Annotated in this window: 14 protein-coding genes and 1 tRNA gene; 10 read left to right on the top strand and 5 right to left on the bottom strand. The window is 71.6% G+C overall.

Going from position 1 to position 12,760, the window contains the following annotated elements:
• Nucleotides 1-1,221 (top strand): adenylate/guanylate cyclase domain-containing protein (locus WEB03_RS13455; RefSeq protein ID WP_368071432.1); only part of this gene is annotated, 1,221 nt, incomplete at its 5' end.
• 67 nt (nt 1,222-1,288) lie between these two features.
• On the top strand, nt 1,289-2,833 hold the full coding sequence (locus tag WEB03_RS13450) for a wax ester/triacylglycerol synthase family O-acyltransferase (protein ID WP_368071431.1): 1,545 nt from the start codon (nt 1,289-1,291) through the stop codon (nt 2,831-2,833).
• Here the strand turns inward: WEB03_RS13450 and WEB03_RS13445 are convergent.
• Complete coding sequence (locus WEB03_RS13445) at nt 2,802-3,839, bottom strand: hypothetical protein (RefSeq protein ID WP_368071430.1); 1,038 nt, start codon at nt 3,837-3,839, stop codon at nt 2,802-2,804. The genes WEB03_RS13450 and WEB03_RS13445 overlap by 32 nt on opposite strands.
• Before the next feature lie 195 nt (nt 3,840-4,034).
• Here WEB03_RS13445 and dut point away from each other — a divergent pair, with 195 nt between their 5' ends.
• On the top strand, nt 4,035-4,475 hold the full coding sequence (dut, locus tag WEB03_RS13440; protein ID WP_368071429.1) for a dUTP diphosphatase: 441 nt from the start codon (nt 4,035-4,037) through the stop codon (nt 4,473-4,475).
• 69 nt (nt 4,476-4,544) lie between these two features.
• Nucleotides 4,545-4,621, top strand: a tRNA-Gly gene (locus WEB03_RS13435).
• A gap of 156 nt (nt 4,622-4,777) precedes the next feature.
• On the opposite strand, the gene WEB03_RS13430 is transcribed toward WEB03_RS13435, so the two are convergent.
• The gene (locus tag WEB03_RS13430; RefSeq protein WP_368071428.1) at nt 4,778-5,107 is read right to left on the bottom strand and encodes a type II toxin-antitoxin system HicB family antitoxin; all 330 of its coding nucleotides are present in this window, start codon (nt 5,105-5,107) and stop codon (nt 4,778-4,780) included.
• Nucleotides 5,100-5,354: a toxin HicA gene (locus WEB03_RS13425; protein ID WP_368071427.1), complete on the bottom strand. Its 255-nt coding sequence runs from the start codon at nt 5,352-5,354 to the stop codon at nt 5,100-5,102. The genes WEB03_RS13430 and WEB03_RS13425 overlap by 8 nt, the downstream gene beginning before the upstream one ends.
• 144 nt (nt 5,355-5,498) lie before the next feature.
• Between WEB03_RS13425 and WEB03_RS13420 the strand changes: the two genes are divergently transcribed.
• Both WEB03_RS13420 and WEB03_RS13415 read left to right on the top strand, forming a co-directional pair.
• On the top strand, nt 5,499-6,074 hold the full coding sequence (locus tag WEB03_RS13420; RefSeq protein WP_368071426.1) for a helix-turn-helix domain-containing protein: 576 nt from the start codon (nt 5,499-5,501) through the stop codon (nt 6,072-6,074).
• Nucleotides 6,071-6,613, top strand: a complete 543-nt coding sequence (locus WEB03_RS13415; protein WP_368071425.1) for a DUF6036 family nucleotidyltransferase — start codon at nt 6,071-6,073, stop codon at nt 6,611-6,613. The genes WEB03_RS13420 and WEB03_RS13415 overlap by 4 nt, the downstream gene beginning before the upstream one ends.
• Before the next feature lie 354 nt (nt 6,614-6,967).
• Here the strand turns inward: WEB03_RS13415 and WEB03_RS13410 are convergent, their stop codons facing one another.
• Together WEB03_RS13410 and WEB03_RS13405 are read right to left on the bottom strand one after the other, a co-directional pair.
• Complete coding sequence (locus tag WEB03_RS13410) at nt 6,968-8,065, bottom strand: hypothetical protein (protein ID WP_368071424.1); 1,098 nt, start codon at nt 8,063-8,065, stop codon at nt 6,968-6,970.
• A gap of 14 nt (nt 8,066-8,079) precedes the next feature.
• Entirely contained in the window at nt 8,080-8,379 is a 300-nt protein-coding gene (locus WEB03_RS13405; RefSeq protein WP_368071423.1) for a hypothetical protein, read from the bottom strand.
• Nucleotides 8,380-8,648: 269 nt separating this feature from the next.
• Here WEB03_RS13405 and WEB03_RS13400 point away from each other — a divergent pair, with 269 nt between their 5' ends.
• The 4 genes from WEB03_RS13400 to WEB03_RS13385 all read left to right on the top strand — a co-directional run bounded on the left by WEB03_RS13400 (nt 8,649) and on the right by WEB03_RS13385 (nt 12,635).
• On the top strand, nt 8,649-10,022 hold the full coding sequence (locus tag WEB03_RS13400; protein ID WP_368071422.1) for a hypothetical protein: 1,374 nt from the start codon (nt 8,649-8,651) through the stop codon (nt 10,020-10,022).
• Nucleotides 10,019-11,866, top strand: coding sequence for an SWIM zinc finger domain-containing protein (locus tag WEB03_RS13395; RefSeq protein WP_368071421.1), 1,848 nt, complete (start codon nt 10,019-10,021; stop codon nt 11,864-11,866). The genes WEB03_RS13400 and WEB03_RS13395 overlap by 4 nt, the downstream gene beginning before the upstream one ends.
• Before the next feature lie 92 nt (nt 11,867-11,958).
• On the top strand, nt 11,959-12,210 hold the full coding sequence (locus WEB03_RS13390; RefSeq protein WP_368071420.1) for a hypothetical protein: 252 nt from the start codon (nt 11,959-11,961) through the stop codon (nt 12,208-12,210).
• Nucleotides 12,207-12,635, top strand: coding sequence for a putative toxin-antitoxin system toxin component, PIN family (locus tag WEB03_RS13385; RefSeq protein WP_368071419.1), 429 nt, complete (start codon nt 12,207-12,209; stop codon nt 12,633-12,635). Before WEB03_RS13390 ends, WEB03_RS13385 begins: the two co-directional genes overlap by 4 nt.
• The last annotated feature ends 125 nt before the right edge of the window (nt 12,636-12,760 follow it).

Genomic DNA, 12,760 nt, shown 5'->3' with positions numbered 1-12,760 from the left:
GACCACGGCGGCGATGACCACGGCGGCGCCGACCGCGTCGGCGGTGACCGCGGACCCGATGACCGCGGACCACGGCTCGAGCTGGCCGATCTCACGGGCGAGCTGCCGCGGTTCGTGCGCGACCGGCTCGGACGACCTCGGCCCGTCGGCGCGGACGGCCGCGCGGTGCTCGACGACGAGGACGCGGCGACGGTCCGGGCGCTGGTCGATCTCGGGCTCGACGAGGAAGGGGCGCGCGCGGCCGTCGATGACGGCCGGGTCGCGCTCGTGCTCGCACAACAGGTCGTCGGGGGACCCCACCGGTACACCATCGCGGAGGTCTCCGAGGGGTCCGGGGTCCCCGTCGAGCTGCTGCGACGTATCCGCGTCGCGACCGGTCTGCCGCTGCCCGAACGGCTCGGTGAGGCTGATCTGCAGTGGGCCCGACTGCTCGCTCGGCTGCTCGAGGTGCTCCCTCCCGGAGCCGTGGCCTCGTCGGCGCGGGCGCGGGGGACGGCGTTGGCGATGGTCGCGCGGTCCGACCTCGGGATCGTCCGCGACGAACTGCTGCTGCCGATGCGCCAGGCCGGTGCCGACGATCTGACCGTGGCGGTCACGCTCGCGGACACGGCCAAGGAGCTCGATGGGATCGCGCGCGAGATCCTGCAGCTCACCTACGGGCTCCACCTCGAGCACCAGCTGAGCACGGAGCTCTCGGTCACCCTGACCCGTGCCGACGTGCCGGAGATCGACCTGGCCGTCGGGTTCGTCGACGTCGTCGGGTGGACCTCGCTGTCGTCCCGGATCGACCCGCAGGGCCTCGACGAGGTCCTGGACGCGTTCGAGGACCGCATCATCGAGGTGACCGCACCCCGGACGGAGGTCTCGGTCGTCAAGTTCCTCGGTGACGCGGCCATGCTCGTGGCGGCCGACGCGGTGACGCTCGCCGAGGCGATGATGGAGCTCACCACCGCGGTGCCGGCGCTCGAGGACGTGCCGCTGCGAGGGGGCCTCGCCGCGGGCCCGACGCTGGTGCGCGAGGGGGACGTGTTCGGCCCCCCCGTCAACCTCGCCGCGCGGCTCACCGACCTGGCCCGCCCGTGGCGGCTGCTGGCCGACGAACAGCTCTCCGACCAGCTCGAGGCGGCCGGCTACGGCACCCGACGCTTGCGGCCGGTGCGCATCCGCGGGGTCGGGACGCGGCGTCCCGTCAGCGTCACCTCCCGCTCCGCGGAGGCGTGAGCCCCTCGCCAGGGACGGGAGCGACCGCCCCGGGAGGTAGGCTCCGCCGCACGTCGGAGGGAGACCGGTGGCGCAGCAGTCGAGCGACGGAGCCGGGGCCGGCAAGGGGCACGGTGAGCGGCTCGCATCGGTCGACGCGACCTTCCTGGAGATGGAGACGCCGCAGGTCCACATGCACGTGGGCGGGCTGCTGATCTTCGACCCACCGCCACCGCCACCGGACGCCGCCGAGGCCTCGCGCTTCGCCAGCTTCCTCGCCCTGATCGGTGGCCGGTTGCACCAGGTGCCGCGGTACCGCCAGAAGCTGGCGTACCCGCCGCTCGGGATCGGCAACCCCGTCTGGGTCGATGACCCCGACTTCGACCTCAGCTTCCACGTGCGCCACGCCGCGCTGCCCGCGCCCGGCACGATGGCCCACCTGACCGAGTACAGCGCACGGATCCTGTCGCGCCCGCTCGACCGCGACCGGCCGTTGTGGGAGATCTACGTCATCGAAGGGCTCGAGGAGGGCCGGCTCGCCATCCTCAGCAAGTCCCACCACGCCCTGATCGACGGCCTCGACGGTGTGGAGATCACGACCGTCATGCTCGATCTCGAGCCCACCGCTCCGGAGGATGTGGCAGGTCCGCAGCCGTGGTCGCCAGCGTCGCCGCCCGGCTCTGCCGAGCTGGCCGTCGGCGCGGTCCGGGACCTCGCCACCTCGCCGCGTGAGCTGGTGCGCACCGTGCGCCGGATGGTCGACGCCCCCGCCAAGACCGCGCTCCAGGCCCTCGGCGTCGGGCGGGGTGTGCTGTCGGTGGCGCGCACCAACCTGACCAAACCGGCCCCACGGTCGCTGCTGAACTGCCCACCCGGCCAGCACCGCAGGCTCGCCGTCCAGCGCGTCCCGCTCGACGAGGTCAAGGCCATCAAGGACGCGTTCGGCACGACCGTCAACGACGTGGTCCTCGCGGCCGTCTCCGACGCGACCGGCCGCTACCTGCGCAGCCAGGGCACGCGGACCGACGGCCTGTGGCTGCGCGTCATGGTCCCGGTTTCCACGCGCGACGCCTCCGGCAGCCACGCGCTCGGCAACCGGGTGGTCTCGGTGCTCGTCGATCTGCCGATGTTCGAGATGGACGCGGTGGAACGGCTGCGTGTCTGTCACGACGCGATGGCCGACGTCCGGTCCTCCCACCAGGCGGTCGGAGCCGAGTTCCTCACCGGTCTGGCGCAGTTCGCGCCCCCGACCATCCACGCCATGGCGTCGCGGGCGGCGTCGGGGTCTCGGCTGTTCAACTTCGCGGTCACCAACGTGCCGGGACCGCAGCAGTCGATCTACTGCCTCGGTGCCCGGCTGCTCGGTTTCTTCCCGTTCTCGCCGCTGGCCGCGACCCAGTCCTACGCGGTGGGCCTGACCAGCATCGACGGGTGGCTGAACTTCGGGTTCATCGGCGGCTACGACGCGGTACCCGACCTCGACCAGGTCACCGGGTTCCTCGTCGACGCCGTGGCTGAGCTCCGGCGTTCCGCCGATGCGGTCCACGTGCGTGGCGATCTGGCACGTCAGCGGACCGCGACCGGCGAGGGTGCCGGAGGCGTCAGCGGACCTCGGCCAGCTGCGCGGGGGTGATGCGACGGAGCTCCTCGAGCTCGGTCAGCAGCCCGAGTCCGCGAGCGCGAGCGTCCTCGAGCGGCCCCGCCAAGGCTTCCTGGGAGACCTCCTCGCGTGCCTCAGCGAGCTGCGCGGCGAAGCCGAACGGGTCGTCGCCTCCGAGACGTTCAGCGAGCAGGGCGTTGTAGCCATCGAGGTCGTCGGCTTCGAGACGCTCGATGGCGTCGTCGGCGAAGGTCCGGAGCCCGGTCACGAGCTGGTCGTGGGCCTCGGCCAGCGGCGCGACCACGGGGTCATCGGCGGCATCAGCGACGGCCGATGCGTACGCCTCGAGCTGGTCGCGTTCGGCCCGCCACGCATCGGCGACCACGTCAGGGTCGTCGCCGGACGGGAGCTGGTCGGTGCTGTCGGCGTAGGTCAACGCCGCGGCTTCGAGCGCGCGCACCGACCCGATCGACGCCGACGCGTGCTCGGCCGCGTCCCGGTAGGTGGCAGCGAGATCGGCGGCCTGCCCCTCGAGACCTTCGAGACGCGCGTAGATCGGATCGATGGTCGCGACGGGCAGCATCTGCGGACGCTCGGGCAGCGGCGTCGTGGACGCGGCTTCGAGCTCGTCGGCAGCCTCCTGGAGGTCGGCCACGAGCCGGTCACCGACGTCGGTGTCGGGGCCCTCGCCGGCGATGAGCGCGAGCTGGTGGCGCAACAGCGCCGACGCCACGTTCTGGCCGTCGCGCGCCGGGACCGCGACGGCGTCACGGACCTCAGCGAGGTCAGCGGCGAGCTCGGCGCGAGCCTCGCGCTGCTCGTTGGCGGTCGCCTCGGCGTCCGCCGCCCGGATCTGCTGGACCGCGAAGACGCTGGCGATCATGAGGACGGCGAGGACGACCGCGCCGATCCACCGCCGGCCGTGACGGTCCTCGGTCACCTCCGACCTCTTCACGTCGTGGTGGGCCGAGGGGTCGTCTGCCGGGTCGGTGGTGTCAGGCTGGCGGTCGGTGGCATCGAGTCCGGGGGAGACGGACACGCGGAGCCTTCCGTGCGGGAGCGAGGGAGGTGGAGAAGGGGCGGGGAGCCGGGCACGCGCGACGGGCCGGGCCCGCGGGTGCAGAGGTGGTGCTCCACGGTACGTTCCCGCCCGCCCGCTGGGTAGGCCACGACCCTGGTCGTGAGCCCGCCTGGCCGTGTGCACGGGGTCGAACGGACGGTCGGGAGGGTCGAGGTGGTCGAGGAGCCCGAGCTCCGCGTGGTGCGGATCGACCCGGACCTGCCGTTGCCGAGCTACGCCCACGAGGGGGACGCGGGGCTGGATCTGCGGACCGCCGACGACCTCGTCCTCGCGCCCGGTGCGCGCGCGGCCGTCGCGACCGGCCTGCGGGTCGCCGTCCCCGACGGCTGGGTGGGCTTGGTCCACCCGCGGTCGGGGCTGGCGATGCGTCACGGTCTCACCGTGGCCAACGCCCCTGGGACCATCGATGCCGGGTACCGGGGCGACCTGCTGGTCCTGCTGGTCAACCTCGGTGACGAGCCGGTCAGCATCGGGCGCGGTGACCGCATCGCCCAGCTGCTGCTGCAGCGGGTCGGTCGCGCGACGGTGACCGAGGTCGGTGATCTCGATGACACCGCACGAGGTGAGGGTGGGTTCGGTTCGAGCGGTCGCTGACCGGGTGGCGCGCACGGCGCGGTCCGGTTTGCTCGCCCCTGCGCCGGGAAGTACCGTCCCCCGCCGCACGCGGATGTAGCTCAGTTGGCTAGAGCGCCACCTTGCCAAGGTGGAGGTCGCGAGTTCGAATCTCGTCATCCGCTCCACAGAACCCCGCTTCGGCGGGGTTCTGGCGTTCGCTGAGCCTGAGTCGAGTCACAGTTGAGTCACGAACGTTCGGCTGGGGCCACGGTGGCTGCCACTACGCACTGAGCGGGACCCTTTCGCACGTATCTCATCGACGTCGTTCTCGACACCAACGGTCAGGTTCGGGCGAGCCGGTCGCTGACCAGCCGGTTCAGGCTGACACCTTCCTCAGCCGCCTTGACGGCCAACTCTCGATGCAGCGACTCTGGGACACGCACGTTGAACCGACCCGAGTAGCGGCGCTCCGCTAGCGCATCGGGCACCGACTCACCCGAAGCTTGAAGATCCTCGACCACCTCTGCCACGAGCGTCGCGAGACCTTCCAACGCGGCCGTCTGCGAGTCCGCCAACCACGACAACGACGGGAACTCGGCACAGCTCGCCACGAACTCGTCATCCTCCGGGGACCACGAGACCCGGTAGGTGTAGTGCTTCACGTCAGTCACGATCGTCCTCCATCCGCTCGATGGCCTTGAGCACCTGGCGTACCTGGTAGGGCTTGGCTTGCCCCCCGCGCCCTTCCTGGATGTTCACGCGCGGGTCGCCTGCCCACGGGGTCCGGAACACCATGTGCGAGCTGCGGTGCTGCCGTGGCGGCCCGAAGTACTCGGTGCAGACCTTGACCAGGTCCCGGAACGCGACCGCCTGCGGCGCGCTCCGCATCTTCGTCAGGGTCTTCTTGACAGCAGCCATACCGCTAGTCTAGTACCAATAACGGTACCATGCACGCGTCTCCGGCAGCGTTGCCGATGCGTCACGACGGTCGTGCATCCGCGGCGACGGCCTCACCGACGCTGGAGAGTTCGCGGCGGCCAATCGAGATATACAATCAGGGATATGGAGCCTCTGTGTGATGTTCTCCGGGCCGTGCGGGCCGGCGCTGGTCTGACTCAGGCCGAGTTGGCGGAGCTGGCGGCCACGAGTCAGTCCGCGATCGCGGCGTACGAGATGGGCGCTCGTGAGCCCACCCTGGCGGTGTTGAATCGGCTCGTCCGGGCGACGGGTCACGCGCTGGACCTGCTGGCCGAGCCGGACCCGGACCTGTTCCGGCTGACCGACCTCGCCGCCGAGATCATCGACGCGCCCGATGACGCGGTCCGGTTGCGTCTGGTGTTCGAGTTCCTCCGCGCGGCAGCGTCGGACGGACATCCCCTGCGTGTGCTGGTCGCCCCGGAGCCGGCACCGACCGGCGATCCGCGCTTCGATGCCCTGCTGGCCGCGATCGCGGAGGACCTGTGCGTCCACGCCGGCATCCGTCCGCCCGCGTGGGTGCACGACGACAGCCGGTTCCTCGCCGGGTTGTGGTGGGTCAGTGACCTGCCCGCGGCGCGGGCCAGCGCGCTCGTGCACACGCCGGCGTCCTACCGGCGCCGCGGCGTGATGCTCGACCGGCACGACCTGGAGGCGGCGTGACCCGGGAACGCCTGCTGGATCGCGATGTCCCGGAACGGGCGTTCGGTGTGCTCGCCGGCAAGCTCGCGCGGCGTGGGGTGGTCGGGGAGGTCCACGTGTTCGGTGGCGCGGCGATGGTGTTGGCGTTCGATGCGCGGAGCGCGACCCGTGACGTCGATGCGTTGTTCGAGCCGGACGGCCCGGTGCTGGACGCAGCACGTGAGGTCGCCGAGGACATGGGGCTCCCGAGATCGTGGCTGAACAACCAGGCCAGCAGCTACGTCTCGGGACGGGCCGGACGCGGGACCCCCGTCTACGACCACCCCCACCTGCGGGTCATGACCACACCGACAGAGCACCTGCTGGCGATGAAGGTTCGTGCCGCCCGGGCAGCCCGCGACACCGACGACATCCGGCTCCTGCTGCAGACCCTCGACCTCGAGACGCTGGAAGAGGTCAGGGCGGTGGTCAGCCGCTACTTCCCGGATGAACCGCTCAGTGACCGGTCCCGGCTCCTCGTCGAGGACCTGCTCGCCGAACTGGATCGGCCAGCGGGGTAGGCGCGGACAGGCAGGGTCCCGAGCCCGGTTCGGCCGAGCGATCCACACAGGATCTACACGATCGGCAGGGTGTTCACTGCCGCCAGACGCCGTTCGTCGCCGTAGTCTGCCGGATGGACTCCACGGGGAGACGCGACCAAGACGGACGCGACGCACGGCACTGACCTGGATGCCGAGAGCGCAGATGCTGCGCCGTTGTCGTGCTGCCGCCGAGCAGCGAGCGGCGGCAGCCGGCGTATCGCTGCCCGGTGCGGCTTTCTGTTCTCGGATGGCTTCGACGGTCGCCGGCCGTGGCCACCGGACCGGGCCACGAAGCAGTTCATCGCCGCTCGCCGGCGATCGTGGGGGATGGTCTCATCCGAGCAGTGGGGACTGGCCGGCGACGGTCCGCAACTCGCGGCGGAAGAGGCTGTGGCGGGGATAGCGGGCGTGCAGGTCGTCGAGGTAGCAGCCGGCCTCATCCGGGCCGGTCGCGAGCGCGACGGCTTCGGCGCAGGCCGCCGCGAGGTGGGCAGCCCGGGCGTAGGCAGCACGGTGCTGGCCGCCGACGACCTCGTCGATACGCCCGGCCACCAGCCTGCGGCCGGTCGACAGCCAGCCTTGACGCTCGGGTGCTGACGGCGGGTGACGCTCGAGGTGGTCGGTGAGCAGCGTGGACAGCAGCAGGTCGTCGTTCGGGGTGGCGCGGTACCGGTCCGCCCCCTGCGGCTCCTGGTCGGCGAGGGTGGCCCGCAGCGTGTCGAGGCCGTCGTCGGGCAGCCGGTCGTAGCGCCAGCCGGTGTTGTCGGCCCTGTCGAGCAGTTCGAGCACGAGCGAGTCGCCCCAGCTCTGGTCGTGGCTGGCGTTGCTGGCGGCGACCAGCAGGAAGGGCACGACCACCGGAGCGGGGTCGCGGTCCCCGTCCCAGCCGAGAACGTCCGTGGCGTCGACGAGGCGAACGGCGTCGTTGGTGCGGCCGGCGAGCAGTAGCAGCCCGGCGGCCAGGTCGGGGCGTTGCGCGATCGGCTCGCCGTCGGTCCGGTTCGCCTCGGAGGTCAGCACGTCGTCGGGTTCACCGACGGCCGTGGCCACGTCGACGAGACCAAGCAGCCGGTCGAGTGTCGGGTCGGCCCGCCAGGCGGTCTGGTGAGCGGCCAGCACGCCCGCGTCGTCCCTGTCGCCGGCGGCCAGCAGCACCGCCCGCGCCGCGATCGACCCGATCACGCGTCCCTCCGGCTCGAGGCGGGCGAGCGCCTCGGTCGCGGCCTGCCGGGCGTCGCCGAGCCGACCGGTGCCCACCAGGGCATCGATCCAGTCGCGGTAGGCGTCGGCCTGCTGGTCGCTGGGGGTGCGGGCGAGTCCGTCGACGCCGCCGCGCCGCTCGGTGGCCTCGGTCAGCAGCCGTAGGGCTTGCGTCCCGAACCCGTAGCTGGCCGGGACCGCCGCGAGCCGGGCGAGCAGGTCGGGCAGCACCGCCTCGAGCTCGCTCAGCGGCTCGCGTCGGGTCGCCTCGAGGGCGGCAAGGGTGGGGTGTCGCCGAGGTAGGCGGTGTTCTCCATGGCCGCGAGCAGGGCCGCGGCCCGGGTCGCGGCCGGTTCGCTGTCCCACACCGCCCGCAGGTAGCGGTGCTTGGCCTCACCCATGTCGGTGGCGATCAGTTCCTCAGGCGTGCCCGCTCCGGGGAACCCGCCCTCGTCGTACTCGGCCTGCATCGCGGCGAACAGCTCCCGGTGGACCTCCCGTGCGGTACCGGCGTCGTCGGCGAGCAGCGCCCTCGGCGCGCTCACCTGCCGGAACCCGGGTCGCGTGATCGACCAGGATCTCGCGCAGCTGCCCCGCCGACTGCGCGTCCAGGCGCTGCTCGAGCGCCTCCAGGAACGGACCAAGCCCGACGTTCTCGTGACACACGTCGTCACCTCCACTGGTCACCGTCGGGGACCGTAGGTCAAGGCTGGACGCACCCTGTGACATCGGCCTCGGCCGGCCGGGCTCGGCGTCTCAACGTTCCTGTAGGTTCGGCGGCGAGTGATGGTTCCGAACAGGCGGAGGTCAGAACGTGGGTTCGCAGTTCCCGCCGTGCGCGGACTGTGGCGACCCGGATGCCCGCACGAGCCTCAGCGGCACGCAGGTGTGCGACCGTTGCCTCAACGGTCGGGTCAGCCAGCGGACCGGCTGGTCGCGGCTGCCCGACCCGCCGCCCGACGAGGTGATGCGGACGGCGGACGACCGCGAGGTGCGGTTCTGTTACCGGTTGACGTGGGCGCCGTCGGGGGTGATGAGCGCCGAAGCTGAGGAGGCCGATCAGCCGCCGGGCGACGGGTTCCGGTTCGGGGTGTACGGCGAGCACGACGCTGACCCGGACGCGGTCCTCGCGCAGTTGCGCCGCGTCGTGCACCGTGAGGTCGGCCGGGCTTACCTCGAGCCGCACGCGTCCGGCGCGGAGGTCGGGGGGACCCGCTGGATGATCGCCGGTGACGACGTCGCCGGTCGGATCGACTGGTCGGGGGACGGTTCCGTGCGCGAGCCGTCGGTGGTGATCGATGGCCGCCGCTTCGACTGGGACGAGTTCGGACGGATGGTGGCGAGCTTCGAGGGATGGGAGTTCCGGATGCGGCTCGACGACAGCTCGGACGGTGTCGGTGCAGGCACTGGCGGCGAGGGCGAGGAACACGACGGGGGCGAGGCCGGCGAGGTGATCGCGCTGTTCGGCGGCCGCGGCTCGGCTGGCCGCGACACGACCGCCGTGCCGTCGATCGACGAGGTGCTCGCCGGGTTCCTCGCCGTCCAGCGTGAGCGGCTCGCCGCGTCGACCTACGCCCGCTACGACGACATCGTCGACCTTCTTCGCCACTGCCTCAACGGCTACGGCTACCAGTCGCTGACCGGTGCCGAGGCGCAGGCGTGGCAGGAGGCGTTCGACGCGGGCGACGAGGAGGCGTTCACGCGGCTCTGCGGTCCGGAACGGATCGTGGAGCACTACGGCGAGTTCCTCGGCTACTTCATGGTCCGCAAGGTGGCCGCCTCCAAGCAGCAGCTCAAGGACGCCGGCACGGTCACCAAGCGCCTCGCCCGTTGGCTGGCCGAGGAGGGGGTGGTGGAGACCGACGCCGCCGAGCAGGCGCGAGACCGCGCCGCGGATGCCGGCCGCGAGCTGCCGCGGGCCGACGAGCTCGGCCACCATCTGTTCCTCCACTCGCAGCGCACCCGGCTGCCGGAGGACCCCGATGACATCCCCGACCAGGACTGGGTCGAGGACCACCTGCCGATCACCCGCATCGAGGACGGCCGGCTGTGGTTCGACGACATCGGCCCGGTCGAGGTTCCGACCGCGGCCAGCGACCTCGCCGAGGTCGGCTGGCACGTCACCGTCGTTCTGGCTCGGCTCGACGGCGCGTGGCGGCTCGTGCAGGTCGGCACGGTCTACCCGTGACCATCCGCGTGCGTTCGCCCTCGATGGCCCAGGCCCGGTCCGTGTCCGCGGCGCTGAATGCAGTGCTGCTGGAGGAGCAGGCGGGCTGGCTGATCTTCGAACGTGGGGTCGTCTACGCCGACCACGGACACGTCACCGAGCTCAAGGCGACGGATACCGAGGTCACGGGGATGGTGCTGGGCTCCAGCCCGTATCGGGTGGCGATCCGCCTCTCCGACGGCCTGCTCACCTTCGACTGCTCGTGCCCGATGGGCGACGATCGCACCTTCTGTAAGCACCTCGTTGCCGTCGGACTCGAGGTGGCCGGCGACGGCCCGGACGCGAGGGATCGCCACCCAACCGATGACCTCGCCACGCACCTGCAAGGCGAAGACCCTGGTCGCGGCGGCGGGGAACGTGCCGACCTCGGACAGATCGAGGCGTGGCTCGCCGGCCAGCCTGCCGAGCGCCTCCGCGGCCTGCTGGTCGACCGTGCCGGCAAGGACCCGGAGCTCTGCCGCCAGCTGGGCAGGCTGGCAGCGGCCGAAGGGCAGGGCCGGCTCGATGTGGCGCCCTACCGGGCCGCGATCGAGGACGCGTTCGCCTTGGCGAGCTTCGACGGGTTCGGCTTCGTGCACGACCGCGATGCCTGGGCGTGGCGCGACGAGGTCGAGGCGGTGCTGGCGGACCTCGACGCACTGCTGGAGTCCGGGTTCGCGGCGGAGGTTGTCGACCTCGCCGAGCTGGCGCTGGACGAACTGAACGGGAGCGTCGGTCACATCGACGACTCCGACGGGCACCTGTACGACCTGTTCGAACGCGCGATGGCGCTGCACCTCGACGCCTGCCGGCACGCGCGCCCGGACCCCGTCGTCCTCGCTGAGAAGCTGGTCCGATGGGCGCTCGAGTACGAGCTCGACCGCTACCTCGGCGCGGTCAGCGACTACGCCCCCGTGCTGGGCGACGACGGGCTGGCCGCCTACCGCGCCGTGGCTGAGGAGCACTGGGCGGACGTGCCGACCCTCACTCCCGGCGACGACCGGCGGGAGGGGTTCACCGACCGCTTCCGGATCCGCACCATCATGGAGCACCTCGCCGCCGCGACCGGTGGGCTCGACGAGCTGCTGGAGGTCATGGCCCGCGACCAGTCGTCCGGGTACGCGTTCCTGCGCCTCGCGGAGGCGTGCCGGGACCACGGCCGCGAAGATCTCGCGCTGGAGTGGGCCGAGCAGGGCCGCGCCGCCTTCCCCGGTGAGCTGCGGCTGCTGGAGCTGCTCGTCGACCTCCACACGGCCTCGGGCCGGTCGGCCGAGGCGCTCGCCGCCGCCACGGAGTTGTTCACCCGCGCACCCTCCGTGGACGCTTACCGGCGGCTCGGCATCTGCGCCGAGGCGCTCGATGCGTGGCCGGCCGAACGCGAGGCCGCCCTGGCCAGGCTACGCGACACGATCGAGCGCCAGCGCCAGCGCCAGCGACAGCAGACGGCGACGCGCCGGTCGCCCTGGCACCGGCCCGACGGCAGCACCCTGGTGGAGATCTTGCTGTCCGAGGAGGACATCGACGCGGCCTGGAGGGCGGCCGAGGCGCACGGATGCCGGCCCGACCTCGAACTCCAGCTCGCCGAACGCCGCGCCGACCACCATCCCTCCGACGCGATCGCGGTCTACCGCCGCCACCTCGACCGCGCCCTCGAGCCGGCCAAGGACCACGCCTACGCCGAGGTGGTGCGACTGCTCACGCTGTTGCGACCCCTCTACCAACGGCTCGACCAGGACGCCGACTTCGACCGTGTCGTGTCCGAGATCCGCATCAGCTACAAGCGGCGCCGCAACCTCATCAAGCGTCTCGACCGCGCCCGGCTGTGACCGGCGGGAGCCCCAACCGTCCGCGTTATCATCTCCGACCGACGGCCCGTCACCCGTGGGTGACCTACCATGTTGGCGTGTTGGAGGAGCCCATGGCACGCGTGAAGACCGAGGTCCAGCTCGATGAGCGGCTGCTGCAACGTCTCGAGCAGCGCGCCAGCGCCACCGGCCACGATCGTGACCAGGTCATCGAGGATGCGCTGCGCCGGCAGTTCGATGACGACGACCTTCAGCACGTGGCCACCAACGTCCGTGGGCGTAGCGATCTCACTGACGAGCAGGCCCTCGAGTTGGCCTACGCCGAACTCGAGGCGATGCGAGCCGAGCGCCGCGCCGCCTCGTGATCACCGTCCAGCGGCGGGTGGTGCTCGACCCTGGCGTCCTGCTCTCAGGGTTCATCTCCTCGGGTGGCATCACCGCAAGCCTGCTCGACGCTGTTCTCGAGCGCCGAGTCGTCGCGATCGTCTCGCCACGGCTGGTGCGTGAGCTGCACACCGTCCTGCTCCGCGACAAGTTCCGCAGGTACGCAAGCCCGGAGGAGGTCGACGCGTTCGTGGTCCGGCTACTCGCATCGAGCGATGTCGTTGACGATCCCCAGCAGGTCCCAGCCATCAGTCGGGACCCCGACGACGACTACATCATCGCGCTCGCGAGAGCGGAGCAGGATGTCGTCGTCTCCGGCGACGACGATCTGCTCACCCTCGAGCTCTCGGACGTCGAGGTGCTCACACCCCGAGTCTTCCTCGAAACGCTCGTAGACCCCGGATGAGGTTCGGGTCGCGGCAACCACCGCCCGTTGGGCGCGGCCGGCGCTCGCTGTGGAACCTGCCTGACGGTGGGTTTCGGAGCGCCGGGATAAACCGGCATGGAGGAGGAGATGGAAACGCTCTACAC

This window comes from Nitriliruptor sp. (assembly GCF_040882075.1).
Lineage (GTDB): Bacteria > Actinomycetota > Nitriliruptoria > Nitriliruptorales > Nitriliruptoraceae > Nitriliruptor.
The sequence above is the reverse complement of the archived record's forward strand: the minus strand, read 5'-3'. Positions and strand labels throughout refer to the sequence as shown.

Excerpts from the sequence above, each read along its gene's own strand:
- WEB03_RS13390 (WP_368071420.1), top strand. The coding sequence starts at position 11,959 with ATGGCACGCGTGAAGACCGAGGTCCAGCTCGATGAGCGGCTGCTGCAA.
- WEB03_RS13425 (WP_368071427.1), bottom strand. The coding sequence starts at position 5,354 with ATGGCTGCTGTCAAGAAGACCCTGACGAAGATGCGGAGCGCGCCGCAG.
- WEB03_RS13420 (WP_368071426.1), top strand. The coding sequence starts at position 5,499 with ATGGAGCCTCTGTGTGATGTTCTCCGGGCCGTGCGGGCCGGCGCTGGT.